The 24,268-nt window shown below is 59.0% G+C and carries 23 protein-coding genes and 3 pseudogenes; 13 read left to right on the top strand and 13 right to left on the bottom strand.

Annotated elements, in window-relative coordinates; translation table 11 throughout:
* Nucleotides 1-1,212: 1,212 nt before the first annotated feature.
* Nucleotides 1,213-1,395: pseudogene (ligD, locus tag LWE61_RS20835) on the bottom strand (non-homologous end-joining DNA ligase LigD); the annotation flags it as partial.
* Nucleotides 1,383-1,523: pseudogene (locus LWE61_RS20830) on the bottom strand (hypothetical protein); the annotation flags it as partial. The pseudogenes ligD and LWE61_RS20830, both read right to left, overlap by 13 nt.
* Before the next feature lie 1,256 nt (nucleotides 1,524-2,779).
* On the opposite strand from LWE61_RS20830, the gene LWE61_RS16725 reads away from it, so the two are divergent.
* The gene (locus tag LWE61_RS16725) at nucleotides 2,780-3,172 is read left to right on the top strand and encodes a hypothetical protein (protein WP_234151785.1); all 393 of its coding nucleotides are present in this window, start codon (nucleotides 2,780-2,782) and stop codon (nucleotides 3,170-3,172) included.
* Nucleotides 3,173-4,287: 1,115 nt separating this feature from the next.
* On the opposite strand, the gene LWE61_RS16720 is transcribed toward LWE61_RS16725, so the two are convergent.
* Nucleotides 4,288-4,431, bottom strand: a complete 144-nt coding sequence (locus LWE61_RS16720; protein ID WP_234151784.1) for a hypothetical protein — start codon at nucleotides 4,429-4,431, stop codon at nucleotides 4,288-4,290.
* A gap of 735 nt (nucleotides 4,432-5,166) precedes the next feature.
* On the opposite strand from LWE61_RS16720, the gene LWE61_RS16715 reads away from it, so the two are divergent.
* Nucleotides 5,167-5,718 carry a hypothetical protein gene (locus LWE61_RS16715; RefSeq protein WP_234151783.1) on the top strand — a complete coding sequence of 184 codons (552 nt, stop codon included), beginning with the start codon at nucleotides 5,167-5,169 and terminating at the stop codon, nucleotides 5,716-5,718.
* 350 nt (nucleotides 5,719-6,068) lie between these two features.
* Here LWE61_RS16715 and LWE61_RS16710 read toward each other — a convergent pair whose 3' ends face one another.
* Both LWE61_RS16710 and LWE61_RS20825 read right to left on the bottom strand, forming a co-directional pair.
* Nucleotides 6,069-6,233 carry a hypothetical protein gene (locus LWE61_RS16710; RefSeq protein ID WP_234151782.1) on the bottom strand — a complete coding sequence of 55 codons (165 nt, stop codon included), beginning with the start codon at nucleotides 6,231-6,233 and terminating at the stop codon, nucleotides 6,069-6,071.
* A 93-nt stretch (nucleotides 6,234-6,326) separates the two neighbouring features.
* A complete protein-coding gene (locus tag LWE61_RS20825) occupies nucleotides 6,327-6,470 on the bottom strand; it encodes a hypothetical protein (protein ID WP_326490658.1) in 144 nt (47 codons plus the stop codon).
* A 4-nt stretch (nucleotides 6,471-6,474) separates the two neighbouring features.
* Here LWE61_RS20825 and LWE61_RS20975 point away from each other — a divergent pair, with 4 nt between their 5' ends.
* From LWE61_RS20975 to LWE61_RS16685, 5 genes and pseudogenes are all read left to right on the top strand, one after another.
* Nucleotides 6,475-6,960: a hypothetical protein gene (locus tag LWE61_RS20975; RefSeq protein WP_407696254.1), complete on the top strand. Its 486-nt coding sequence runs from the start codon at nucleotides 6,475-6,477 to the stop codon at nucleotides 6,958-6,960.
* A gap of 8 nt (nucleotides 6,961-6,968) precedes the next feature.
* Complete coding sequence (locus LWE61_RS16700; protein ID WP_234151781.1) at nucleotides 6,969-8,090, top strand: DNA topoisomerase IB; 1,122 nt, start codon at nucleotides 6,969-6,971, stop codon at nucleotides 8,088-8,090.
* A 183-nt stretch (nucleotides 8,091-8,273) separates the two neighbouring features.
* Nucleotides 8,274-9,275, top strand: a complete 1,002-nt coding sequence (locus tag LWE61_RS16695) for a GSU2403 family nucleotidyltransferase fold protein (protein WP_234151780.1) — start codon at nucleotides 8,274-8,276, stop codon at nucleotides 9,273-9,275.
* Between the two features lie 310 nt (nucleotides 9,276-9,585).
* Nucleotides 9,586-9,972, top strand: a complete 387-nt coding sequence (locus LWE61_RS16690) for a response regulator (RefSeq protein WP_234151779.1) — start codon at nucleotides 9,586-9,588, stop codon at nucleotides 9,970-9,972.
* Between the two features lie 78 nt (nucleotides 9,973-10,050).
* Nucleotides 10,051-10,932, top strand: a pseudogene (locus tag LWE61_RS16685) (IS5 family transposase).
* A gap of 258 nt (nucleotides 10,933-11,190) precedes the next feature.
* Here the strand turns inward: LWE61_RS16685 and LWE61_RS16680 are convergent.
* The 3 genes from LWE61_RS16680 to LWE61_RS16670 all read right to left on the bottom strand — a co-directional run bounded on the left by LWE61_RS16680 (nucleotide 11,191) and on the right by LWE61_RS16670 (nucleotide 12,229).
* Nucleotides 11,191-11,478, bottom strand: a complete 288-nt coding sequence (locus LWE61_RS16680; RefSeq protein ID WP_234151778.1) for a hypothetical protein — start codon at nucleotides 11,476-11,478, stop codon at nucleotides 11,191-11,193.
* A 31-nt stretch (nucleotides 11,479-11,509) separates the two neighbouring features.
* Nucleotides 11,510-11,767 carry a GlsB/YeaQ/YmgE family stress response membrane protein gene (locus LWE61_RS16675; protein ID WP_234151777.1) on the bottom strand — a complete coding sequence of 86 codons (258 nt, stop codon included), beginning with the start codon at nucleotides 11,765-11,767 and terminating at the stop codon, nucleotides 11,510-11,512.
* Nucleotides 11,768-11,842: 75 nt separating this feature from the next.
* Nucleotides 11,843-12,229: a response regulator gene (locus LWE61_RS16670; protein WP_234151776.1), complete on the bottom strand. Its 387-nt coding sequence runs from the start codon at nucleotides 12,227-12,229 to the stop codon at nucleotides 11,843-11,845.
* A 174-nt stretch (nucleotides 12,230-12,403) separates the two neighbouring features.
* On the opposite strand from LWE61_RS16670, the gene LWE61_RS16665 reads away from it, so the two are divergent.
* A complete protein-coding gene (locus LWE61_RS16665; protein WP_234151775.1) occupies nucleotides 12,404-12,739 on the top strand; it encodes an ArsR/SmtB family transcription factor in 336 nt (111 codons plus the stop codon).
* A 391-nt stretch (nucleotides 12,740-13,130) separates the two neighbouring features.
* Here the strand turns inward: LWE61_RS16665 and LWE61_RS16660 are convergent, their stop codons facing one another.
* Complete coding sequence (locus tag LWE61_RS16660; protein ID WP_234151774.1) at nucleotides 13,131-13,499, bottom strand: hypothetical protein; 369 nt, start codon at nucleotides 13,497-13,499, stop codon at nucleotides 13,131-13,133.
* A gap of 366 nt (nucleotides 13,500-13,865) precedes the next feature.
* Between LWE61_RS16660 and LWE61_RS16655 the strand changes: the two genes are divergently transcribed.
* From LWE61_RS16655 to LWE61_RS16645, 3 genes are all read left to right on the top strand, one after another.
* Nucleotides 13,866-15,800, top strand: a complete 1,935-nt coding sequence (locus LWE61_RS16655) for a hybrid sensor histidine kinase/response regulator (protein ID WP_234151773.1) — start codon at nucleotides 13,866-13,868, stop codon at nucleotides 15,798-15,800.
* A 1,037-nt stretch (nucleotides 15,801-16,837) separates the two neighbouring features.
* Nucleotides 16,838-17,461 carry a cysteine hydrolase family protein gene (locus LWE61_RS16650; protein WP_234151772.1) on the top strand — a complete coding sequence of 208 codons (624 nt, stop codon included), beginning with the start codon at nucleotides 16,838-16,840 and terminating at the stop codon, nucleotides 17,459-17,461.
* Nucleotides 17,436-18,068 carry a class I SAM-dependent methyltransferase gene (locus LWE61_RS16645; RefSeq protein ID WP_234151771.1) on the top strand — a complete coding sequence of 211 codons (633 nt, stop codon included), beginning with the start codon at nucleotides 17,436-17,438 and terminating at the stop codon, nucleotides 18,066-18,068. The genes LWE61_RS16650 and LWE61_RS16645 overlap by 26 nt, the downstream gene beginning before the upstream one ends.
* A gap of 48 nt (nucleotides 18,069-18,116) precedes the next feature.
* On the opposite strand, the gene LWE61_RS16640 is transcribed toward LWE61_RS16645, so the two are convergent.
* From LWE61_RS16640 to LWE61_RS16630, 3 genes are all read right to left on the bottom strand, one after another.
* A complete protein-coding gene (locus LWE61_RS16640) occupies nucleotides 18,117-18,641 on the bottom strand; it encodes a hemerythrin domain-containing protein (protein WP_234151770.1) in 525 nt (174 codons plus the stop codon).
* Nucleotides 18,642-18,706: 65 nt separating this feature from the next.
* On the bottom strand, nucleotides 18,707-18,976 hold the full coding sequence (locus tag LWE61_RS16635) for a hypothetical protein (protein WP_234151769.1): 270 nt from the start codon (nucleotides 18,974-18,976) through the stop codon (nucleotides 18,707-18,709).
* A 152-nt stretch (nucleotides 18,977-19,128) separates the two neighbouring features.
* Nucleotides 19,129-19,569: a DUF983 domain-containing protein gene (locus LWE61_RS16630; RefSeq protein ID WP_234151804.1), complete on the bottom strand. Its 441-nt coding sequence runs from the start codon at nucleotides 19,567-19,569 to the stop codon at nucleotides 19,129-19,131.
* 214 nt (nucleotides 19,570-19,783) lie between these two features.
* Between LWE61_RS16630 and LWE61_RS16625 the strand changes: the two genes are divergently transcribed.
* Together LWE61_RS16625 and LWE61_RS20970 are read left to right on the top strand one after the other, a co-directional pair.
* Complete coding sequence (locus tag LWE61_RS16625; RefSeq protein ID WP_234151768.1) at nucleotides 19,784-20,284, top strand: GH39 family glycosyl hydrolase; 501 nt, start codon at nucleotides 19,784-19,786, stop codon at nucleotides 20,282-20,284.
* A gap of 692 nt (nucleotides 20,285-20,976) precedes the next feature.
* Nucleotides 20,977-21,300: a DUF6894 family protein gene (locus LWE61_RS20970; protein WP_407696253.1), complete on the top strand. Its 324-nt coding sequence runs from the start codon at nucleotides 20,977-20,979 to the stop codon at nucleotides 21,298-21,300.
* A gap of 214 nt (nucleotides 21,301-21,514) precedes the next feature.
* On the opposite strand, the gene LWE61_RS16620 is transcribed toward LWE61_RS20970, so the two are convergent.
* Nucleotides 21,515-23,980, bottom strand: coding sequence for a TonB-dependent receptor domain-containing protein (locus LWE61_RS16620; protein ID WP_234151767.1), 2,466 nt, complete (start codon nucleotides 23,978-23,980; stop codon nucleotides 21,515-21,517).
* Nucleotides 23,981-24,268 lie beyond the last annotated feature (288 nt).

Genomic DNA, 24,268 nt, shown 5'->3' with positions numbered 1-24,268 from the left:
TCGTTGCCAGAATACGCATACCGATCACTCCAACTAAAGATGATGGTGAATGGCGGGACATCGCCTTGCAGAGCAAGAGCAATTTGCAATCTACCCGCGAACACGACGGCGTTGCAGCTCGCCGGAAGCAAAATTTACTCGTCGTGCGAGCGCCGCAATTGCTGCCGCAAATTTTAACGCCAGCCCAATATTGGTTGCGGTCACCTGTCCGCCATGCTGCCCAAATTTTGGTCCGACGCCATGGGTAGGCACCATAGCTGCCAGCCCGCCCTCGATCCTCAAAGAGGGTTGGTTACGCCGCATATAGCTTACTTCGTCGATGATTTGCGCAGTCGTTCATTTCAAAACGGCCTGATCGATCAGCTCAGCTCCGGTACGAAACAGCTGTCTGGCCACGCTGTAATTTCGGCTCTGAACCTAGCACATCTGATCGTGCCTCTCGCAGCGGCATTCCGTCGGATTTGGTGTACACCAGAGCCCGATCCGTTCCGAAAACCCCGCGTCGTCCATAACCCGCGATACAAAGGCAATGGTCCGCGCCTTCCTTCTTGGGCGGCAGCAGACAGGCAGGGTCATTTTCCAGCGCTTACACCGGTGCGAGAAACTCTGGACCGTGCAGGCGCCTTATCGGATTAATGCAGACCACGATCTGATGGCAATTTTGCATCTCCAAGCGCGGACCGTCTTCGCCCTAAACGGGGTGGAGTGGATCGCGAGCATATCCGGCTGTTGAGTACAAGAATGCCGCGATCAATGCTATTTACGCCATTTCCCCATGCAGGGTTCAACGATGAGGCCGTGCATGATTTCCGCCATTTCCTTGACGGAGACAGGATCTGGCTGCTTCAGCCACCAGGCAATGACCTCAACCGCTGCCGAAACGGAAAACACGACCGCCAGGTCGCCGGGAAGCCGCGTTTCGACGTTGCTGTGCCGGGCGGCCACCTCCTGCGCCTGCCGGTTAAATTCATCCTTGAGGATACTCGCTGCCCCGCCGGTCAGCAGCGCCGACCAGATAACACGCTTGCTCCAGACATAGGCGCACAGCGCTTGCGTGGATGGCTGCGGTTCGACGGTGTACAGCAGGGGCAGTGTCATGGTGAGGAGCTTGTCGATCTCCCCGGCCGCCAGATCGTACAACAGCCCTTCCTTGTCGGTATAGTGGCGGAAGAATGTCGCATAGCCGACCTCCGCTGCGTCAGTGATCTCGCGCATCTGCGCCAGCACGTCCTGCACATGCAAGGCGGCGGAGACCACATCCTTGAAGTCGAGCCCTTCATCGGGATCGAGGTCGAATACGAGCCGGTCCGCCTTCTCGACATCCTCGATCCGCGCGCCCCAGCCATGAAATTCAATGGTGCCCATCTGGACGCAGGTCATGAGATCGGCACCAGTTCGTCAAGCCGGTCGCGCGTCAGCACGAACCCGCCGGGATGCTGCGAAAGGTGACGCGGCGTTCCCATCAGTTCCTGCGCCAGTTCCAGCGTCAGCCGCAGCCGGCGGTCTTCCATGTTGAGGTTGAGACCTTCGGTGTCGGCCGACGCCGGCGACAGGGAGGGCAGTGGAGGGGACCGGGGTTACTCGCCATCGGGTGGCAGATGCGGTCGGTTGTCCGAAGTCAGATGCTTCAGCGAGCCGCTTCCATCTTCGCAGCGCAATCGCGACCGTGCCGCTGGCTTCGGCGGCAAGCTGGAGGCGCCGGGATGCCTTCATCGAAAGTCGCCTCACTTCCGCCACCACCGCTGAAAGCCCGCCATGCCGCAGCCCTTCCTCGAATGCTGTCAGCAGCGAAACCTCGTCCCCGGCATGAAAGTAGATGACACGGTCTGGGTCCAGACCAGCTTGTGCGAGGGCAGGGGCGAATAAGTCCGCCTCCGTCATGCACCACAATATCTGGCCAGGCAGTCGAGCGACGATGCCCGCGGCGAACAGCGCGGGTGCGGCGGCGTCTACAGCTCCTCCGGATCCGCCAGCAATTTCGTGCAGAGCCCCCAGCGCCAGGCCGCCACCTGGCAACCGCCGATCGACAGTCTCCACGCCAAACGGCAACGCTCCGTTAGATCGGCGGTCTGCCGATTCGATGCGCGCGATCTTCTCGCGCAGTGCTGAAATTGCAGGCCGCGGGCCTATCTGTGTCATGACGGGCCTCCTTTCCAGGCGTGCGCAGTAGAATCATGTTCTTCTTTTGTTCCCTCCCGCACGCGAGTCAATCGGGCTGCGGTCAAGCGATGGGCTCGGACCCTATGCTTTCGGTTAAGTGTCAGAAAACAGAACCAAAAACCTTCGCCCTGTCGTCGGGTGCTGACTCCGTTCGATCGCCTTGGCTAACCTAATGCGGGAACGCTGTCGGATGCCCGTCGTTGCTGCTTCGATAGGAGACCCAGCATGATCGATAGCGCGAAGGACGATGAGAACGTGAGCCGTTCACGAGAGGAGATCTCTCGCAATGATGGTGCCCGCGGCCCTCTCGGAGATGCTCGACCTGACTCGGAGACTAATGATCCCACCACAGGCGCTGCCGAAAAGCCCGCTGAGGTTGAGGACCGGCCCAATGTCGGCATCGTTAAACCCGAGGACTACCCGGCGAAGGACCGGAAGGACTCATCTCCGATAGGGGGATGAGTCCGGTTCCTCTCCAGGCGGCGGTCGCGGCGCAAACGCAGCTTCAGTTGCCAGTGATCGAACGTTGAGCGCTAGAAAACGCCGACAGCACCGTCAGCCCACACACAGGGACAAAAGCGAGCTGGCAGCATAGAATAACCCCTGGGAGAAACGCCTGATGCTGACGCTGCATTATGACGAGAGGACGGGCATCATACGGAGGACCGCGCAAGGGCTGGCTTCGCCTGCGGAATTCGACGCCCACCTCAGAAATTTGGAACCCATGTTGGCAAGAAGTCGGGCAAGGCATGGAAAGGCCCTGCACCTTATTGATGCCGGAGCTTCCCCCGTTCAGGTCAAGGAATCCTTCGATCACATGGCGGGGAAAATTCAGGATACGGTCGCGCAGCAGGACTGTTCCGCGATAGTGATGCAGTCGGCACTTGCCAGAATGCAGGCCAAACGGCTCACCGGGCATCAACATTTTTGCTCCACCACCGAGGAGGCAGAACGCTGGCTGCTCGATCAAGTGTCCGGCGACAGCAAAGGCGCCCAGAATGCCGGGGTATAGCATCTCTTTCGACACGGCCCGAAGCGTCCTCGCTTGCCGCATATCGCCGGCGCTGCAGGATTTTGAAGTGCCCAACCTGCTACGTGAGCTCAACGAGGCCTTACACTCCGCGCGGGAGCACGGCAGCGTCCGCCTTCTCTGGGACAATCGCGCCAACCGGGTGTTTAGCCCGGACGATGCACGCAGCTTGACGGAAGTCACTGGCAAGCATCTGCGGGCAGGCGATCGCACTGCTATATTGGTGAGCGGGAACGCGGCCAAGGCGCAGGCGCGGGGTAAGAGCCCGGAAGGCTCTTCGCTCTTTGCCTCTGAGAACGCTGCCTACCTCTGGCTGAGTGTCGGTCGGCAGTAGCCAGCGGGAGTTGCGGCTTATGAGGTCCGATGGGTTCGCATAACGCACATGGGCCATATGGAGACAGCTCTACCCTTTCGTCACTTTCCCGATTATCATCCAAGATAATGATTCATAACGATAATCGGGTCTTTTTCAGATGAAACTATTCTTACAAAATGATTGCTGACCGCCGGGGAGGCACAAAGCCAGTTTATCCGTTCGATGTCAGACTTCCCGCACTATCCTTTAATCGAGGCCCACATGGCTACATCGAGATCAACGACGGCGGAATCCGACGGGAGCTTGAGCATTGTGACGGGGAATGGTCGATACTTTGCGGTAGCGCCGGATGTCAGATTTATTTCGAACTCAAGACAGACCAGATGCTGTTCAAGATTGCGACCGGGCTTTAGCAGGTCAATATCGAACGGGCAGTCGCGGTCGTATCGGCAGCGACGTAGTTGCCCATCGGCGAGCGTGTTCCTCGTCGGGTTTTTCAAGGTAAAAATGACCCTGTCACCGTGGGGATGACAGGGTCAGTGTTATGGCTTGAAGCGGGAAGCGACGAAGCCATTCGGGTCGCAGCCCTTTATACCGCGAGTGCGAAGAGGCACTACCCACAATATTTCGCCCGCAGGGTAATTGCGACGCTCTGCGTTTCCATTATCTTTAGGACCGTCACAGGCGGATCCCCCAAACGAACCTCGCCCGTGGCAACCCTAAAGAGGTGCTTGAGTAGTAAGCAGCTGCTCCGCCTGCGTTTCATCAATCGAGCTGTCGCTCAGCATAGTGGCATGCCCGGGATCGTGGCCTCGCCGACAAAGATCTTCGCGATGCCTTTGCCGACCAGCGCATTGACGGGGCCCTGAGGGGTCTCGATCGTCTCGCCGGGAAAGAGGATTTCCAGAACATGGGAATGCGGCACAACCTCACTGCGCCGCCGTCTTCATCGATGACCATGGGGGAGGGGGCGAGGCGGACACAGTAGCGCATAGCGCCCGTCTAGCGGATCGGACATATATGATCAGCCATTTTCATATATCATGGGTCAGAGAATTGAACGCGTTGCCGCAGCTTCGGGGACGTGAAACAAAGAGCCATGGAAACTCCGGCGCAGCACAGCACAGCGCGTCTGCCTTTCTGGCGGGCTGCCCTATGGGGGACGATAGCGGCAGTGCTTCTGTCTCCCGCGGTCGCGATGCAGTTCACCGCGGAAGTGGATTGGACTAGGTTCGATTTTCTCGTTGCTGCTCTCCTTCTGGTAGGGGCTGGGGTTATCTTCGAGGTAGCGGCACGATGGACAACGCACCCAAACCGGCGGGTCGCCATCGGCGCTGCGCTCCTCCTCATTGTCGCGGTTATCTGGCTTGAGGGGGCGGTCGGGATTTTCTAGCGGGGCGCTGCAAAGGTCAGGCCTTTGCGATGGAGAGGCTTTATCGCCATTTGCCCTTTCCCGATCACAGGCCGCACCGCTTAGTGAGAGTGTATAGCAAACATAGGGCACGCCCTCCGTGCACAGGGGGGCGCTCAAGTGCTTGATGGTGCAGATCGGGGGACGGATATGCGACCGTTAAATCCTGGGCTCATTGCATCGCTGCTTTTTGCTCTTCCCGCAGCCGCGCAATCGCCCGTAGGCCGCTATAGAGCGCATGAGCATGACATGGCGTCGGCGCTCGTGCTGAAGCGTGACGGCAGCTTCCTCTATTTCCTGTCCATGGGTTCGCTGGATGAGCAAGCCGCCGGCAAGTGGAGGCGGGAAGGTAAACTCATCAGGCTGGAAACTATCCCAAAGCCGATCGCTGCTATTTTTGCCGCTGGTTCGGTCGCCAAATCAGACGGCGCCCCTTTGATCCTCCACGTCGTGAGCCCTGAGGGCAGGGGTATCGCCGCAGTGGACCTGAAGGTCGGGTTTGACACCGGCGAACCAGTGGAAGGCTACACGCAGGATTATGGTTGGTCATTGGCCGCAGAGGAGGGAAGGGTGCCTCGCTGGGTCCAATTCTTCGTGCCGATCTACGGTCTGCAATCTGCGCGCTTTGCAATCGATACTGCCGTCGGCAATGCCCTGACTTTCGTGCTGATCCCCAACGATCTTGGGATCCTTGATATGGCAGACATCGTGCTGGAAGTGCAGCCGGGCCGCCTTCTCATGCACCGTAATGGTGGAGAACTGGAGTTTGATCTGGAAAACGCCGGGGCGGGCGATGACTAAGGGTCGGTCGACCGCCCGATGGCGCACGGCCTCGGCGGTGCTTGTAGCCGCAGCAGCGGCCTGTGCAGTTTTCGCATATTGGGGCCTTGCCACGGTGGCTGGAAGGCGCGCGTTCGACGAGATGGCCGGGATGATTCCTTTGGCCGCCGCCGTAGCGAGCCTCGTCCTCTTCGGGCTGGGAGGTGGCGCCGCCGCCCTGTCGGCGCGATCCCGAGGAAATCAATAGAACAAGGAAAGGTGGGACGCTTCGCCCCCGCGGGTGGTTGGCGGCCGACGGGCAGATGCCCCCTGTCGCGCGACCTGGTCTGTGCCGAGTGCAGGGGGCGGATCGGCGGGGGCGCGGCCCTGGATCAGGCGGCCTTCAGCTGCGCACCATGACGACGTGCCTGCTCCTCATAGAAGCCCGCCCTGCGAAGGAGAGCTTCAGCAATCTTGGGATCAGGCGCGCTCGCTGCCCGGTCCCTGGCAAACTCCGCCTTCTGGAGATAATAAGCAGCGTCAATTTGATCGAACATATAGCCTCCTTTCTTCAGGCGGAAGGGCTTATCGCCCTCCTTGGCGGGCAGTTGGGGAAGCTGTAAGCGGCTTTCAAGACTCTGTAATGACGCTCAAAAAATCATTGAGGTCGTAAACTTCGGATAGGTGCCGAGACCCATCGCCGCCCGGCTATGACGCTGAGCATCTTCAAGGGTAACGTGCCAGCTGGTCAACAACTGGCCGACGATGCTGATGCCGAAGAGTATCAGGAGCACGATCGTGAGACTGTTGTTCCGCCAGACGCGGATGCCGCTCGCTCCTCTTTGCTGCGATCAACGCATCGTCGGCTTCGGTCCCGTATTTCCGTCGTCGACCAGGGAAAGTCGTCAACGTAGATCGCGGGCAGCAACGCCGCGCGAAGCCCACGCCTCGGTCCGAGGGCTCACCGTTATCGCGATGTCCGCAGCGGACGAACCAATTGGCGGGTGGCGAGTTCACGCTGTACACCTTGGAGAAATTCACATGGGACTCTTCAGACTGATTGCCACGGCCGCCGCGGGGTACGGCCTGCTCAAGGTGTTCACCCGTAAACCTCCGACGGCAGAGCCGGCGGCGCTGGCGGCTGGCGAAGCGACAGGAACCGGCGTCACCGAAGTTCGCAGCGCCGGTCCCGAAGGCATGCGCAGCGATCCGCCGAACTGGGATGCGGTCGACGAAGCCAGCGACGAAAGCTTCCCGGCCAGCGATCCTCCGGCCAAATACTGATCACCGCCATGCTTGCGACTGTCGAGACATCCGACGACCAGAGCACCACCGGCGCCATCGTCGACCCGCGAGAAGCGGCGGAGGTAGCAGGGCTGCGCTACGTCAGCGACGATCAGCCCGGTATCCGCCGGCAGAAGCGCGGGAAGGGCTTCCGCTATCTGCTGCCGAACGGCGAGCCTGTCACCGACGGCAAGGCACTCGAGCGCATTCGCAAGCTCGCGATCCCGCCCGCCTACACCGACGTCTGGATCTGCCGGCACGCCAACGGCCACATCCAGGCGACCGGGCGCGACGCCAAAGGCCGCAAGCAGTATCGCTATCACGCCAAGTTCCGCGAAGTGCGCGACAGCACCAAATATGATCACATGCTCGAGTTCGCGCAGGCGCTTCCGTCCATCCGCGAGCAGGTCGATGCGCACATGCGCCTGCGCGGCCTGCCGCGCGAAAAGGTCCTCGCCACCATCGTCCATCTCCTCGAGACGACAATGATTCGCGTCGGCAATTCGGACTATGCCAAGCAGAACAAGAGCTACGGGCTCACCACGCTCAGGGACCAGCATGTGGAGGTCAACGGCGCCGAGCTGCGGTTCCAGTTCAAGGGCAAGAGCGGCAAGCTCTGGAGCTTGAAGATCAAGGATCGTCGCGTCGCGCGGATCGTCAAGGCGAGCCAGGACCTTCCGGGCCAGCACCTGTTCCAATACTTCGACGACGAGGGCGTGCAGCGCGAGGTCACCTCGGGCGACATCAATGGCTACCTGAAGGAAATCTCGGGCGCGGAGATCACCGCCAAGGACTTCCGCACTTGGAACGGCACGGTCCTCGCCGCCATGGCGCTGGCCGAATATGAGAAGTTCGACAGCGACGCCGCTGCCAAGCGCAACATCCGCGCCGCGATTGAGGCCGTCTCGGGGCGTCTCGGAAATACGCCGACGATCTGCCGCAAATGTTACGTCCATCCGGAAGTAATCGACAGCTACCTCGGCCAATCGTTGACTCAGGAAGCGCTGGCGGCCGTCGAGGTTGAGCTGCGCGACGATCTCACCCAGCTCCGGCCCGAAGAAGCGGTAGTCCTCGCCTTCCTGCAAAGCCGGCTCTCTGAGAAGAGCGGCGGTCCCGCGATGGCAGCCTAAATGGGCTCGGTTCCGGCTGAGGGCGGAATGACGCCCTGGCGCCGATGAAGTCCGCCGCCGCTGCGGGTGCCGTGCAGAGGTCCACTAAAAGTATAGATAATTATATGGCTAATTTAACATAATAAATGTTATCGGGTTTATCCCACATTTTGACAAAAATGAGAAGTTGTGGGATAACCCAGCATGGCCGTCCTCCGCACCTTTACCGACGAACAGGCCCGCCTGCTCGTCAATCTGCGCCAGCGCTATGAGGTCTGGCTGGTCGCTGAGCAGCAGCAAGCCAGTCTGCCCTATGACTTGCGGCGTAAGACGGTATCTGGTCACGAGTATCTCTATCGCATTTTCGACCGCAGCGGAAACGGCCAAAGCTTGGGTCGACTAACGGCGGAGCGATTGGCGGAGTTGGAGGCGTACCACACTCAAAAACAGGCGCTCAAGAGCCAGATTGCCCTGCTCCGCAGTGCGTTGGCAGAGAGTGCCGCCCTTTACCGCGCACTTCGCCTTCCGCTGCTGTCCAGCGACGCCGGCCCAATCCTGCGCGAATGCGACCGCCGCAATCTCCTAGGCTCTCGGCTGCTCGTCGTCGGAACGAACGCTATTGCAGCCTATATGATCGAGGCGAATGGCTTCATTGTGCTTCCCGACGAGACGGAGGACTTTGATTTGGCCTGGGTGGCAGAGACGCCCGATGAAACGGGCCGACAAGTGTGGGACATGCTCAAAGCGGTGGATTCGACGTTCACCGTCAACAGCGAGCGGGATTTCCAGGCTCGCAACGCCAAAGCCTATGAGGTCGAGCTCCTCGTCGCCCCGTCCCGGGCCGCGACGCTCGGTAGCAAGGATCAGCCAAAGCCTGTGCCGTTGCCCGAGCAGGAATGGTTGCTGCACGGTCGATACGTCAACCAAGTCGTCGGATGCCGTGACGGTTCGCCAGCGAGGATCGTGGCACCCGACCCACGATGGTTTGCTCTTCATAAACTGTGGATGGCCAATCAGAACAAGCGCAACCCCCAGAAGCGACCTAAGGACCGGCAGCAAGGCTTAGCTCTGCTCGATGCGATTGCGCAGGCCATGCCGCATTACCCTCTGGACGTCAGGTTCGAGGCCGAGCTACCCGAGCCCCTTGGGACGATCTTTGAGGATTGGCGCGGCAGCGGGCCCGCCCCTGCCCCTGCTCGATGGTGAATCCGGTCTCTTTGCTATCCGTTCTTTGCTGATGGTGCGCGCCCCAAAAATAGCAGTGGCCTATATCCCCTTCTGCGGTGACAAGCGGGCGAGGCCATACAGGTATCCGCAAGCCTTCCAACGACCGCGCAGCGCTTGCGGTTCACGTCATTGAACCTGAGCGCGGGCTTCAGGGCTTCAGTACAGGTCCCGGTCGCCCGATCAATTTTTCTCAACAATAGCGCGAAAACACCTTTTGTTCGAATTGTCAGCCACTTGGCAGGAACGAAGGCTGCGGCGCACCGTTTCAAGGTGATAAGGAGATCGCAGAATGTCGGCAGAAACCGCCACCATCATGATCGTTGAAGATGAGGCGATGATCCGACAAATTGGGGCAGATATACTAGAGGAAGCGGGCTACCAGGTCATCGAGGCAGCGACAGCAGATGAGGCGCTAAACATCATCAAGGCAAACCCCGGGATCGCTCTCATATTCACTGACGTCCGGATGCCGGGAGCAATGGACGGGCTCGGCCTGGCCGCAATCGTCCATGAGCGGTGGCCTGACGTCCGCCTGCTTATCACGTCGGGACATTGCCGCTTGAGGAACGACGAGATCCCGGCCAGAGGCAAGTTTATCCCAAAGCCGTATCCCGCGAGTGAGCTCATCCGCCAGATAGGACAACTGCTTCGCCGCCCCGAACCGTCGCTGTCCTAAGGACAACGGCCTTAGGTCACGTACCCATAAACAGGATTCCCAAAGCGGCGGCGATCTGATTCATTCTCCGAGAAGGGGATTGATATGGCGCGGTTCGATTTGACGGATTTCGAGTGGTCGGTGATCGAGCCGCTGCTGCCGACGAACGTGCGAGGGGTGCCGCGTGTCGATGACCGCCGGGTACTCAACGGTATATTCTGGCGGCTGCGGACGGGCGCTCCCTAGGCCGATATTCCTGCACGATACGGCCCGCATTACGACATGCGTGAACCGCTTCAACCGCTGGCGCCGGGCAGGACATTGGGCGCGGATATTGGAAGCAGTCTCAGCGGCTTACGAGGGCGATGTTCAGATGATCGACAGCTCCTCGATCCGGGTTCACCAACATGGCGCCAATGGCGATAAAAAGGGGGACCCGGTTGCATGGGCCGTTCGCGCGGTGGCCTGACGACCAAAATCCACGCATTGGTCGATGCCAACGGCTTGCCGATCGCACTTAAGCTCACGGCCGGCCAGGCGCACGGCGGCCGTAGCGCTGCCGACATGCTCGACACTCTGGGGGATGGTGACGTGCTGCTCGCCGACCGCGCCTACGACAGTGACGCGCTCCGGGTCGAGATGGCCGCTCGCGGCGTCTGGGCCAACATCAAGCCCATGCCAAACCGCAAGCGCCGCCCCGTCTTCAGCGCATTCCTCTATGCGGGCCAGAAACTCAAGGATGCGTTGCGACCGCTGGGCAAATGGACGATCGCGATCATAAAGCGCTCGGACGCAGCAAATGGCTTCGAAGTCTTACCGCGCAGATGGGTCGTCGAACGCACTATCGCTTGGCTCAACCGTAACCGCCGTCTGGCCAAGGATTTCGAGCAGACCATTGCATCCGCCACTGCGTGGCTCTTCGCAGCCTCAGTGCAGGCATTCATTCGGCGGGCCGCAAGGGCCTGTCAGGAAACGAAATAGTTTCGAATCCGACTCTTAGCGGCGCGGGATCGCGCACTACCTCTCGGATATGGTTCGAAAACCCACGACGACGGTTCCTTCCCAAATCCCACGGGCAATTTACAGACTTGCCCGCGGCCCCACTTGGGTGAGGAGGGCCGGAAAGAACCGACAGCTCGCCGCAGGAAGCCGTCCCATCTAGGTACGTGGAATATCCAAACACGGTTCGCCAAGACAAAGGATGGCCCCCGTGCTGACACACTGAGCCATCCCCGAGAGTTATTCCTCGCCGTTGTCCTTCACGCCGACAACGGGCACATCGATTTCCTGCTTCTTTGTTCCGACAACCACTTCCTTGGAGTCGACATCGACCTTAGGAAGGTCGCCGCCTTTGACGCTGACTTCGGGCATATCGCCGCCGGATACGTCAGCCTTCCAGAAACCGGTCGCGAACAGGATTGCGACCACCGCTAGGATGAGCACCACTATAATTGCGACATTACGTCCAGTCGTGCTCTTGCGCACTACTGTCCGGTCCTCGTACGTGTCTCGCCTTACTTCTACCATGGTACCCTCCTCTTTTGCTTTTGATATTGAGTTAGCGGACTGAGCCGCGACGAACGAGGTTGACGATCGCCAAAAGGACTACAGCACCCACGAGGGACACAAGGAAACTCGTTACATTGAGGGGGCTGTTATTGATGCTGCCCCCGGACAGGATGAGGCCTCCGAGAAACGCGCCGACAATCCCCACCACAATATTGAGGAAAACGCCCTGCTGGGCATCGGTACGCATAATCATGCTAGCGAGCCATCCGACGACGCCGCCGATCACAAGCCAAAGAATAAGTCCCATTCGATCCTCCTATTAAAACTGTTACTGCAAGTAAGATCCGGGTGATTTTCGCTGCATTATCTCAGTGGAATTCCGTCATGGAATTGCCATGGGTTTGCTTCGAAAAACCTTCGCTAAGGTTTTATACAAGTCCTTCATGCTGTAAGGCTTAGCCAACAACTGCTCGGACGAATAGGCGACAGGCAATGCAAGATCGGAGTATCCAGTAGAGATGATCACCGGCATTTTCCGCTCCGAACACTGGTTAGCCACCATCAAACCGTTTTCCTCGCCGAGTTTGATGTCAACAACTGCCAAATCAAAATCGCAACTCTCAAGCAACTGAGATGCCTCGCCAATCGAGGTTGCTGTTTTGACTGTTTGGACGCCTATCATCTCAAACATATCGGTTAAGACCGTTGCGATCATTGCGTTGTCTTCGACGACAAGCACGCGGGCTAAACCGGGAAATTGTTCGGCCATGGCGATCTGCGATTCCCTTGAGCGCTACACGACGCATGGAGCAACATGTATTGCGCAAAAACGTTAGATCAGACCGTCAGTTCCAGACTTATCGACGCATATCCATAAAAGCCCTCTGTGATAATTGAACGCATTAGCGTTGATTCAGGCAGCCATCGGCGGCTAGGGAGAATTATGGAAACTGAACAAGCGGTTCTTATCCTCGCTGCGCTGGGACAGCCCACGCGCCTGGAGGTTTTTCGCCTTCTGGTGCGCACCGATAAACCGATTGCAGCAGGGGATGTGGCAGCGGCATTGAATATTCCTCGGAATACTATGTCGTCGCACCTCGCAGTGCTCAGCCGCGCTGCACTGATACGGGGCGTGCGCTCCGGCAAAAACATATTCTACAGCGCGAACCTCACACGCCTGCGGGCACTGACTGCGTATCTGGTTGACGGTTGCTGCGCGGATCAACCAGGATTGTGCGACCCCGAATTGAGCGAGATTAAAAACCTGTCGGGAAGTTAGGAAAATGCTCCCCCGAATCCTGTCCTAGTCTCGTGAGTGAGGCACGCCCCCACCGCCTCCCGGCTCTGCGCTGTGCCACCCCGGATAGTGAAATTCCAGCTGCTCATCCTGCAGCTCCTCGTGAATATCAAAAACGCTCCCCCCTCCCCTAATCGGCCTAGGCCGGGGCAGTGCCCTTTTCCCTTAGACCGGAATGCAGTGTGCCCGCTTCGGATCTGAAAAAATTGTTCTCGTACGCAAGCCGCGAAAACGACGGGTATGCCAAGTGTGCGAAGGGCGCCGCCGGTTTTCCACGTTCGGAAGCGTCGCATGCAGCACCGGCTAGTCTTCGAAAAGAGCGCTTGGGTTCCGCCGAAGCCGATGTCCGATCGGAAGAAAGGCGGCTGTGGAGTTAGCGTTCAAGCGAGTTGAGCCAGCCTTCGGCTTCTTCCAGCGTCAAAAACACTGCATGGGTCGCGGGATCCAATCCGCGCCCCATCTGCATTTTCACGAGCTGTGAATTGACGACCAGCACGGCCCGCTCTGGCGGGCAGTAGATTTCAACGATCTTGCCATGAACATATGCTGCAACCTCTGGCGATTGTACCGCTGCCTCGCGAAGGTCAACGAGCGTTGTCGATGCTCGCTGTGCGCTTCGTGCCTTGAATAGCGCTGCCTCGAATTCCCGGAAATGGTCTGTCACATATTTCAATGACCATAAGCCGCGCCCAACCACCGTCAGGCGATTCTTGTGCTTGTCGACCGAAACCGAAAGCTCCATCGATGGCCTGGCCCCGGGTCCTAGGTCCGATGCGCGAGGTTCCATGGTAGACATATCGTCGCGGTCCTCTGGTGTAGGCGCTCGCCATTCATCCGATTATAGAAGCAAATATCTATCGAGATCGATCCTGTCCCAGGCGGAGCGCGGCATGCCCTCATGCAGGGCGTGTGAAGCTTCCGAGAGCCCGACGGCGTCTTTACAAGGACCGTGCAGAGGTGCTCGAACCACGCGTTCCTTAGCAAAATCGGAGGTCGCACACGCGATTCCTCACCGCCACCACGAGCCCTGCGAGATGGTACTTCCATTCGGGAACCGCTAATCGAAAATTGCGTTCCGCAATTAAAATAAGAGTTTAGGAGGGGAGCCATGGCAAAGCCCGACCAGTCCATCGTGACGGCCGACAGGTTTGAACTCCTTGTCCAAAGCGTCACGGACTACGCTATCTATATGCTCGACCTTAACGGTCATGTCATGAGCTGGAACGCTGGCGCACGCCGTTTCAAAGGTTATGAAGCCAACGAGATTATAGGGCAGCATTTTTCACGCTTCTACACGGATGAAGCGCGCGCGCAGGACATCCCAGGAATCGCACTCGAAACGGCCAAACGCGAGGGCCGCTTCGAAGCGGAGGGCTGGCGCGTCCGCGAGGATGGAGGCCACTTTTGGGCCAACGTCGTCATCGATCCCATTTACGATTCTGCCGGTACCCACATCGGCTTTGCCAAGGTGACCCGCGATCTGACGGAGCGGAGGAGGGCGGAGGATGAATTGCGCCGAAGCGAGGAGCGTTTTCGGCTGCTTGTCCAGAGCGTCACGGATTATGCCATTTATATGCTCGATCCCGATGGCCGGGTAAGCAGCTGGAATGCCGGGGCCGAACGCTTCAAGGGCTATGCCCAGAATGAAATACTAGGCGAGCATTTCTCCCGGTTCTATACGGACGAAGATCGCGATGCTGAAGTCCCTCAGAAAGCGTTGGAAACCGCACGGCGGGATGGACGCTTCGAGGCCGAGGGCTGGCGGGTCTGCAAAGACGGATCACGTTTCTGGGCCAGCGTCGTTATCGACGCGATCCGCAATGAGGCCGGAGAGATCATCGGTTTTGCTAAAGTCACGCGCGATCTGACCGAGAAACGGGCGATGGAGGAGCAGCTTCGGCAATCGCAAAAGATGGAGGCGGTCGGGCAACTGACCGGCGGGCTCGCGCATGATTTCAACAATCTCCTGGCCGGCATCAGCGGCAGCCTCGAGATGATGCAGATGCGTATAGCAAAGGGGAAGATGGAGGAATTCGACCGATATTTTGCGCTAGCCATGGGGTCAGTGAAGAGGGCCGCGGCGCTTACGCACCGGCTTCTCGCCTTTTCGCGACGGCAAACTCTCGATCCGAAACCAACGGGGGTCAACCGACTGCTGACTGGCCTTGAGGAGTTGATTCGTCGCATCGTTGGCCCTAGCGTACTTGTCGAAGTGGTACGCGGAGCTGACGTCTGGCCGGTACTTATCGACCCCCATCAGCTAGAGAACGCGGTCATGAACTTATGTATCAACGCTCGCGACGCTATGCCCGAGGGCGGTAAGCTCACCATCGAGACCAAAAACATGGCGCTCGGTGGACATCATGCTGAACAGCTGGATCTGCCGCCGCAGGAGTATGTCGCGCTTTGCGTTACCGACACCGGCACGGGCATGGCTCCCGATGTCATCGATAGGGTGTTCGAGCCGTTTTTCACAACGAAACCAATAGGTGAAGGGACAGGCCTCGGGCTTTCAATGATCTACGGTTTCGCACGCCAGTCCGGTGGACAGGTCGAGATACGCTCAGAGGTGGGGCATGGTACTACGATGTGCCTCTATCTGCCCCGGCACTCCGGTGATGCTGCCATTGAAGACGACGCCCAGCCCTCCTTCCCAGTCGTGCGGGCAGGACAGGACGAGGTCGTTCTGGTGATAGACGACGAACCCGCGATCCGAATGCTCGTCGCTGAAGTTCTGGGAGACGCTGGCTATGCCGTTATTGAAGCACCCGACGGCGCAGCAGGGCTGAGGGTGCTGGACTCCAATGCCCGCATAGACCTGCTCATCACCGACGTGGGCTTGCCCGGCAAATTGAACGGCAGACAAGTCGCCGAGAGGGCCCGACGGATTCGTCCCGACCTCAAGGTGCTGTTCATCACCGGCTACGCCCAGAACGAAGCCCCTGGACAGGGAGAGCTTGGAAATGGCGCACATCTGCTGACCAAGCCGTTTTCGATGAATGTCTTCGCTCACCGTATCCGCGAGATCATCGAACGACCCTGACCGCAGCCTTCGCCCTACCCCATTGCCACTGCCTGCTCACGATGAACGAGCGTCAGGAAGGTTGTAACCGCGGGCTCGCTTTTATAAAAAGCCAAGACGAAAAATGTGAGGAGAGGTTCATGTCGGCCAGCCGGCACGTCATGTTCGCGGAATGCTCAGGCCATCTCGGACAATGAGCTTGTCGCACGCGCGTGTGTCTCTTCTCACGCCGTCAAGCTGGCAAACGGCCGTCCAGATCGAAATGGAGGAAAGAAAGCTTCTGCGGAGGGAGAGGGAGGCGGTCACTGATCCAAATCAGTGCTGAAGCGATGAAAACCGTACCAAAGTACAAGGTTTGCGCGAACTTGCCCCCCCGCCCTTGTTAACGTTCGACCGATAAAATGCGGCCGACGGTCGAACTGAGATGTATGGTGATTGTGCTAAATGAAATCATCGGGTGCGAGAGCGGTGTAGAGGACTTCCCGATCGTGAAAGCCGTTCGGGCTGCCGGGCTCATGCGTGACGCCCTCGAGCTGCTTCGAGAAGCGGGCGCTCATCATGGCGCTCACAGGCCGTCCGCACGCAACCGTCGGGGCCGAACGCATCCCGTAATACGGCCAGCTTCTGTTCCACAGTCCAGCGCCGACGGCCCGACACACGGCTAACGACCTCCATCCGACGACTCATACGAGCGCTCGTATGACTACTCGCCCGTTCGCTTGCTGAATCCTCGATCTCGTCAGACACCCGCCACCTCGCTCAAAGAGTGGCAATCATCCCGGCGAATGGGCACCGCGCAAGGCGGCCGTCAGGCCCCGCTTACATTGCAGGCGGGTCGGAGGCATCCATCGAGTCATTCAGGGACGCATCGAGAATCTCATCCTCGTGCATCGGGCGCTTCTGGCCGCCCAGCGTCGGCCGGCTCTGATTGGGATCGACCTTGTTGATCTTTGTTATCCAATCCCGCTCGACATGCGCAACGCACACGAAAGTTTGGACGTTCCAGTCACAGGATTTCGTTGGCTCATGGAAGCCCAAGGCCAAGAAGGGAGAGATGCATGCCAGGAGATGCAGAGCCCAGAACGTCGGATCACGACGATCCTGCCGCCGATGGCGTGGCGTTGCTCATTATAGACATGATCAACTGCTTCGATTTCCCGGGGTCCGAGAAGCTCAAGCCCGGTGCTGAGAGGGCGGCCGATCGGATCGCCGGGCTCCTGACCCAAGCTCGCGATGCCGGGCACCCGGTGATCTACGTGAACGACAATTTCGGCGAATGGCACTCGGAGAAGTCGAAGCTGATCGAGATGGCGGAGGCAAAGGCGGACAGTCGCGCCCTTGCTCTGCTCCGTCCGGACGACACCGATTATTTCATCATCAAACCGCAATTTTCGGGCTTCTACGCCACGAACCTTCCCGTGCTGCTTCCGAAGCTTGGCGCCTCAAAACTGGTCCTCACGGGCGTTGCTACGGATATCTGCATCCTGTTCACAGCCGCCGATGCGCATATGCGCGATTATGCATTGTGGATACCCGAAGACTGTGTCGCCTCGGACGCCGAGGCGCGCGGCCAATGGGCGCTGGAAACTATGCGGAATTCGATGAGCGCTGAGACCAGCTCGAGCGCAAAACTTACCTTGGCGCAATGGAGGAAAAATGCAGACGCACAGCGCGAAAAGTGAAATCGCAGATCAGCTTCGGTCCTTCGGCGTTTCGTTGAAGGAATTCCTGCGCGACCCTTCCATGGTAGGATCGGCTTTTCCCGCTTCTCGCCGCATGATCGACAAGATGCTTGCCGATGTGCCTTGGAAGGAAATTGATGTCTTCGTCGAATATGGCCCAGGCACGGGCCGATTTACCGAAGAAGCCTTACGTCGCCTGGGACCACACGCCAAGCTGGTTGCGATCGACACCAGCCCGGATTTCACGCGCAACCTTGAGCGACAGATCCGGGATAGGAGGCTGATCGCGGTAGCTGGTTCGGCGCAGGACGTGGAGAATATACTGAGCCTGCGCGGCTTGGATTCAGCAGACTGCATATTGTCTGGCCTCCCCTTCTCCAATGTCGGTCGGCTGGAGGGCAGGGCGATCATGGACGCGAGCTGGAGTGTGTTGGCAACTAACGGCCACTTCCTCGCTTACCAGATGCGTAAAGCTATCAGGCCGCTGCTGGACGAGCGGTTCCACATGGTGTCGGAGAGCTTTGAATGGCGCAATGTCCCACCCTGCCATCTTTATATGGCCTCGCGCCCGCGACACCTTGCACGTCGGCGCGCAGTTCCCGCGTAATTCGTAGAGGGGCATCGCCTTGACGCCCCTCTACGATTGCGATGCTTGTCAGGCGGCGCTGGCCATGAGCTCGGCTTTGCGGGCCGCGAGCTGTTCTCCCAGCGCCTTGAGGTCAAGGTCTGAATCCCGGCACTCCGGGAACATCTCCTTTTCCTCCTCCTCGACATGGTGGTTCACATATTCCCCGAGGACAGTGACCTTGGCGTCGTAAAGGGGATCGCCTGCCTGCATCGCCTGGATTTCGGCGATGAGCTGCTTGGCCGACGCATGTTCCACCTCCGCTTCGTCCAGGAGATCGTCATCATCAATGCCTTCGCGGGCCGCCGGATAGAAAATCTCCTCCTCGATCTGCGTATGCACGGTCAGCGCCAGGCAGATCTTGTTGGCGAGCTCCTGTTTCTCGGCATCGTCCTCGAGCTTCTCATACTGGGTGAACCAGGTCTTGACCTCCTTATGGTCATCCTTGAGAAGCTTGATAGCATCCGCCGGCTTGGCAGCTGCCCTAGCGGTCTTGCGTGTCGTCTTCGATCCCGTTTTCGTTTTACTCCGCGTGGTTGTCTTTGTCGCAGCCATTATGAATTCTCCTCATAGTACCGCCCGTTATGCCGGGCTGATCGAATGCGTCGTCGCGAAAGCAACTACGCATAAAGCTCCTCTGAGCCAGCCAGCTCCCCCGGTGGGACGGGCAATTGAGCGGTTTCTGCGTTCTTCAACTTGGGCGCCGTGGAAAAGGCCGATGTCATCGCTTCAACCCAGTTCTGATACGCCTGGAAGGGAAGGAACCAGAGCTTGAGCAGGCTTGGCAGCATGCCTTCGGAATGATCCTGCGGTGAGAGGTCTCGCAGCGCCAAGGCGCCGCCTGATGGTGCCGCCGCTGGAGCGAGGCCATTGTCTATGTAGGTCGTCATCGCGAAGCTCCTGAGGTTGTTTCGAACGAGCCGATGCTCAGTCGATCATCGTCACTCAGGATAGTTCAACCGCAGTAGGCCTTGCCCTGTTCCCTGCGCGCGATTGCGAATTTCGAAGGGACCTGGTCACAAGCTCAAGCGTGAATTGCCTGTCACGGAACCAGGGACGATCCGCAAAGCGGTGCGGTCAGTCGTCGCTGTCGCCGCGCAAATTTTGCCCATAGTTTTCCGGTACCCGCCTCTTGCGCCTTGTTCACGTACTGGGACGCCACGAGCCAGCCCTTCAACGGACGAAGCGGCAAAACGCATCCCAGAGCGAGAAGAGGGAACGAGGTCAGCAAGTGGACCCAGAATGGCGCGTCGTAGACAAGCTGTAACCAAACGACGAAGAAAATGAGCGGAAACGCGACGATGCAAAGCCAGAAGAATGCGGGCCCAGCGTGGGGTGCCGCAAATCGATAGTCGATACCGCAAGCTGGACACTTATCGGTAAGTTTAAGCCAGGAAGCAAACATCGAGGCTCCGCCGCATCGCGGGCAAATGCCCTTCCAGCCTGAATGCAGGATCCACCGAAAGTTGGATTTTGCTGTGATGGGGTGTGGTCAGGCGTGGAAACTCCGCCCAAACGTGACTATCTCGTCGTAGCCGAAGACAGAATAGAGATTCTCAGGGGTCCCGATCAGCGCCGATCGGACCCCTCAAACGTCATAATATCGAGCGTTCCCGTTGATTTCCCTATCAAAATGACGGGGTCCCGCTTCAACGCCTATCCGCATTCGGTATAACGCCGCCGAAGTCAGTCGATGCTTGGGGAAGTTTTATCGCCCCCTTCGTGCGTCACTCATTGCCAGGTATGGCATCGCTACCGTCCGAACCTGGCCCTTTGAAGTCTGGAACGAGCCCAATCTCCCATTTTTCTGGACGAGGAACCAACAGCAATATTTTGACCTGTATAAGGCAACGGCAGTCGCCATAAAATCCATTGATCCTGCTTTGCAAGTGGGCGGACCTGCTACATCAGGCGGCGCCTGGATTGATGAGTTCGCGCTATACTGCGGGCAGAATAACGCCCCTGTCGATTTTTTTGCTACACATAGCTATGCAGGCGACGAAAAGGCCGGTGCTTCCAATATAAACGACGCTATACCCCAGACGATCGCGAAGGTGCGGCAGAGCATTGAGGCGTCGGCGTTTAAGGGACGCCCGCTCTGGCTGTCCGACTGGTCCTCCGACAGTCCTGCCATGATCGCCCACGTCGTGAAGGAATGTCTGCCCAACCTTCAGGCTATGTCCCACTGGGTCATATGAGGAATTGGGGGTTCCCCACTTCGTATTAAAAGAAGGCGATAACGGTTGGCCTGCATTGTTCCGCGGTATACCGAGGCCGAATTTCAACACCTACAAGCTGCTTCATGCGTTGGGGACTGAAAGGGTGCGGGCAATTGGGCCTGAGATAGCTACGCGTCGTGGCGGGAGCGGGGTTGCGGCTCTGATATGGAATCTCGCCGAGGCAGCAGGCTTCAGGCATTCCGGGGGCAAGTGCCGAACGGCGGGTGGTGGGTAACGCTTAAACCTTCAATTTGAAATTTGGAGGGCTCAAGCCAGGCAGCGCGGTCCATGTTCGCTTTGTCAATCAGGAACGCGGGTCGCCGATGCCCACCTGGCGCGCAATGGGGTCACCGCAATATTTGACGCAAGCGCAGATAGCCAAGTTGACCACCGCCGCAGATATTGCACACCCAGTAAAAATGAGACTCGACCAGAACGCTCAGTTGAGACTGACCCTTCCGCCGGAAGGCGTCGCGCTTATTGAACCGTCTGAAAGGCACCGTTGTGCAAAGTCCAAAGAGGAAGCCCACCGCCCGCCGTGCTTCTGGGCGAGCTTGACCGTGGGTCTTGGACATCGTCATCGGTCACCTTTCAGGTCGCAATGTCCTTTATCGGGGTTGAGGAGCAACGGAACAGAAAACATGGGGTGATCGCGGGTGCACCAAGCGCGGATGCGATTGCTGCACACCGGGTGGTTGTTCCCCGACAGGAGAATGGCACGCTACTATTTTCATCAGCGAACTCCTGGGCTTTGCGTCGAAGAGCCTGAGGGAAGCGATCTGCCCGATTCGGACGCGGCCCGACAAGAGGTTACGCAGGCAGCCCTTAGATTGTCGCTGACGCAATATTGCGCGGAGGGAATCCATTGGGATAGGGTTCGATATAGCCACCGAACAGGGCGTCGTTCTATTATCGATCCAGTTTCGCGATGTTGTCCCGCCATGCCTTCACTAGGTCATTGCCCGTTCTTCGGTGATCGTCAAAGTAGCAATTGATCCCGATCTCTTGATGCTGGGAAAGCGCAAGATCGTTCAGTCGTTCAGTGAGGGATTCTGCTGCTCCCCGCACGTCCGCACAGGAGGCCGGCCGTGTGAGCCACTTGTCGCCGTTCGAGTGGGCTTTTTGCTCGCCACGAACTGGGCGTTCCCAGGAACCGCCCACTGCGGTCCGGCCAACTTCCGGGTGCGGAGTGGCCGGACCGGGTCTTTATCAGAAGAAGAACCGCGCGGAGGCGGAGATCAGGCGGCCGTAGAGGGTCTGGACCGTGCCGACGCCTGCGGAAGGGATCGTCCCGGTGCCGACCGCGATGATCGCCGTCTTGTCGAACAGGTTGGAGACATTCACGCCGAGAGCGATCCGGTCGACCGGACGATACTGGGCGAACAGACCCACGGTGGTGAAGCCTGGCATCTTCAGCTGGTCGACATCGCCAGCGTAGCTGGACGTCTGGCCCTGCACATTGGCGCCGAACGTCACACGCTCCACATCGAACTGCGGGGTGAGCGTGTAGAGGAACGTGGGCTGACGACGCGGCGTGGTGCCGATCGGCAGGAACGGAGCCCCCGTCGACGACGGCGCGGGCGCCGTGGAAGCCGTGATCTCGCCGCCCGTCAACGTCGCACTGCCGGTGATGCTGAACGGCCCACGGCGCACAGCGCCTTCGAACTCCGCACCATAGGTGCGGTAGGAACGAGACACCACGCGGACGTTCTTGACGTCATAGGTATCCGCGATGGTCGGGGCGAAGGTGCCGCGGGTGGTTGCATAGAAGCCCGTCAGGTTCAGCGTGAGGCCGTTGCTGCGATACTTCAGGCCGGCTTCGGTCTGGCGCACATAATCATGCGTCGGCGAAACCTCGTTGGCGTCGGCGCGTCCACCCAGGCTGTGACGTGCGAACAGGGCGAAGGAGTCGGACATGCGATAATTGATGCCGCCCGAATAGGAGACATAATCGTTCCGGTAATTGATCGAACCTGAAGTGCCCGCGTCGATATAGACCGTCTGTTCGGCCAGGTTGATCTGACCGTCATGGTCGAGATCGACCGCCGCACTGGTGGACGGCCGAGCTACGACACCCGTGACCTTGTCGCGGTCATAGCGGATCGAGCCGCCGATCGCGATCTTGCCCTTGTGGAAGTTGAACGACGCGTAGGGCGCGAGGACGTCATAGTCCAGGTTCATCCGCGTACGGCCATTGACGGCATCGTTATGGGCGAAAATACCATTCTTATAGCTATAGGCGCCGCCCGTCTGCTGCACGTTCACCAGCGCGGAATTGCCGTTGCCGTCCAGCGTCTGGATGATGACCGCGCCGAAATAGTCGACGTCGCGCTTCTGGAAGGACTTGTACACGCCGGCGGTGGTGGTCAGGTCGCCGCCGCCGACTTCCCAGACCCGGCTGGTGCGGAAGTCGTTCACCACATTACGCAGGCTGTGGATGTCCGTGTGGCCGACCGTCGTCAGGGACAGGCGCGTGGCTGGATCGATGGCCGTGCCTGCCAGGGGACCCGATGCGTAGGTGATCGTGCTGTTGGTACCGGTGAGATTGAGGCAAGCGGTGCTCAGGAAGCAGCTGGCGGTAATCTGGGTCTGAGGGTCGAACGTGTCTGCGGAACCCGACATGTCCGAAAAGCGGAAGCGTTCGGTGAAGTTCCACTCACCGACCGAGAACTGCACTTCGGTGCCCAGGCTTTGCGACTTGACGCGATAGCCGCTCTGGAGGTTGAGGTTCGTCGGGTTGCCCGAGACATCCGTCGTGGTCAGGCCGGTGATGTTACGCGACATCGCTGAGTCCTGGACCGCGTCGTAATTCGCCAGCGCGCTATAGGTTGGATTTGCGTTCGTCCCGCCAATGGCCATCGGAGTGCCATTATAGACGGGCGTCTTGTCGTCGAGCAGCTTGCCGTAGAAACGGATGCGGCCGCCCTCGAACTCCTTGGTCACGTTGAATTTGACCTGGCCGCCGTCGGTGGCGTTGTAGCCGGTGTTGCGCGAGCCTTCGCCCTGACGATAGAAGCCGCCGACGTGGAAGCGCCAGCTCTCGCTCAGATGGCCGCCATAGTCGAAGTCGACGCGATTGCTGTCATAGTTGACCCCCGCCGAAACCTGCACGGAGCCGCCTTCGACCTCGCCGGTCTTGGACACAAGGTTAATGATGCCCCCCGGCGCGTTCGACGTGAAGGTCGAGGCGGAGCCGCCACGGATGGATTCGACCGAAGCGAGATTGAGGTCGGCGCGAATGAACGCGTCGGCACCGATGCCGTTGAAGTCGCCAAATTCCAGCACGGGCAGGCCGTCTTCCTGGAACTGGAGGTATTTGGCGCCTGCGCTGACGAGCGGCAGGCCGCGCACGGTGTAGCTGTTACCGATGTCGCCCACGCCGCCTTCGACGCGCACACCGGGGATGTTGCGGACCAGATCGTCGAGCGAGCGCGGAGCCAGCGTGTCGATCTGATTACCCTTCAGGGAACTGGTCGACGTGGCGCTGTCCAGACGATCGCGCCCCCGCGCCACGCCCGTCGTGACCATGTCGCTGCCGTCAGTCTCTCGGCTGGCATCCCATGCCGTCACCGGCTTCGCGTTGGTTTCAGCGACTGCCGGAGTTGCCTGCAACACAAGCGCGATCACAAAAAGCGAAGTGCAGCCCAGGGCTGCCTCACGATAAATCTTTGTCATATTCCACCCGTTATTTTGCAAATCTTCTGGAAAATTCGCATTGCAGAGGCGGCATACGCTTGACGCGGTTAATTTTCTTTAAAGGTATCCCCTTGAAATTCTGTCTAATTATCAGCAGGAAAGGTGTGTTCGCCCTCATGACATGACGCTGGCGCGATAGAGGTCGAGGGGGAAGCGGCGAATTCACAAAAAAGGTGAAACGCCATGCCCAGCCTCGATGCTGTGCTGTCCTTCAGCCGCCAATTTTCCGTTTCCAGGTGCGGCCCATCCAGTATTCGAGCTACGACT

It is taken from the genome of Sphingobium sufflavum, assembly GCF_021403115.1.
GTDB lineage: Bacteria > Pseudomonadota > Alphaproteobacteria > Sphingomonadales > Sphingomonadaceae > Sphingobium > Sphingobium sufflavum.
Note: the sequence above shows the minus strand (reverse complement) of the source record. Positions and strands in the feature narration are given on the sequence as shown.

Bases quoted from the DNA above. Each gene is read 5' to 3' on its own strand.
- LWE61_RS16695 (WP_234151780.1), top strand. From the start codon at position 8,274: ATGGCCGTCCTCCGCACCTTTACCGACGAACAGGCCCGCCTGCTCGTC.
- LWE61_RS16675 (WP_234151777.1), bottom strand. From the start codon at position 11,767: ATGGGACTTATTCTTTGGCTTGTGATCGGCGGCGTCGTCGGATGGCTC.
- LWE61_RS20970 (WP_407696253.1), top strand. From the start codon at position 20,977: ATGCGATTGCTGCACACCGGGTGGTTGTTCCCCGACAGGAGAATGGCA.
- LWE61_RS16700 (WP_234151781.1), top strand. From the start codon at position 6,969: ATGCTTGCGACTGTCGAGACATCCGACGACCAGAGCACCACCGGCGCC.
- LWE61_RS16690 (WP_234151779.1), top strand. From the start codon at position 9,586: ATGTCGGCAGAAACCGCCACCATCATGATCGTTGAAGATGAGGCGATG.
- LWE61_RS16670 (WP_234151776.1), bottom strand. From the start codon at position 12,229: ATGGCCGAACAATTTCCCGGTTTAGCCCGCGTGCTTGTCGTCGAAGAC.
- LWE61_RS16650 (WP_234151772.1), top strand. From the start codon at position 16,838: ATGCCAGGAGATGCAGAGCCCAGAACGTCGGATCACGACGATCCTGCC.
- LWE61_RS16620 (WP_234151767.1), bottom strand. From the start codon at position 23,980: ATGACAAAGATTTATCGTGAGGCAGCCCTGGGCTGCACTTCGCTTTTT.
- LWE61_RS16715 (WP_234151783.1), top strand. From the start codon at position 5,167: ATGGCGTCGGCGCTCGTGCTGAAGCGTGACGGCAGCTTCCTCTATTTC.
- LWE61_RS16665 (WP_234151775.1), top strand. From the start codon at position 12,404: ATGGAAACTGAACAAGCGGTTCTTATCCTCGCTGCGCTGGGACAGCCC.
- LWE61_RS16645 (WP_234151771.1), top strand. From the start codon at position 17,436: ATGCAGACGCACAGCGCGAAAAGTGAAATCGCAGATCAGCTTCGGTCC.
- LWE61_RS16640 (WP_234151770.1), bottom strand. From the start codon at position 18,641: ATGGCTGCGACAAAGACAACCACGCGGAGTAAAACGAAAACGGGATCG.
- LWE61_RS16710 (WP_234151782.1), bottom strand. From the start codon at position 6,233: ATGTTCGATCAAATTGACGCTGCTTATTATCTCCAGAAGGCGGAGTTT.
- LWE61_RS16680 (WP_234151778.1), bottom strand. From the start codon at position 11,478: ATGGTAGAAGTAAGGCGAGACACGTACGAGGACCGGACAGTAGTGCGC.
- LWE61_RS16660 (WP_234151774.1), bottom strand. From the start codon at position 13,499: ATGGAGCTTTCGGTTTCGGTCGACAAGCACAAGAATCGCCTGACGGTG.
- LWE61_RS16725 (WP_234151785.1), top strand. From the start codon at position 2,780: ATGCTGACGCTGCATTATGACGAGAGGACGGGCATCATACGGAGGACC.
- LWE61_RS16635 (WP_234151769.1), bottom strand. From the start codon at position 18,976: ATGACGACCTACATAGACAATGGCCTCGCTCCAGCGGCGGCACCATCA.
- LWE61_RS16655 (WP_234151773.1), top strand. From the start codon at position 13,866: ATGGCAAAGCCCGACCAGTCCATCGTGACGGCCGACAGGTTTGAACTC.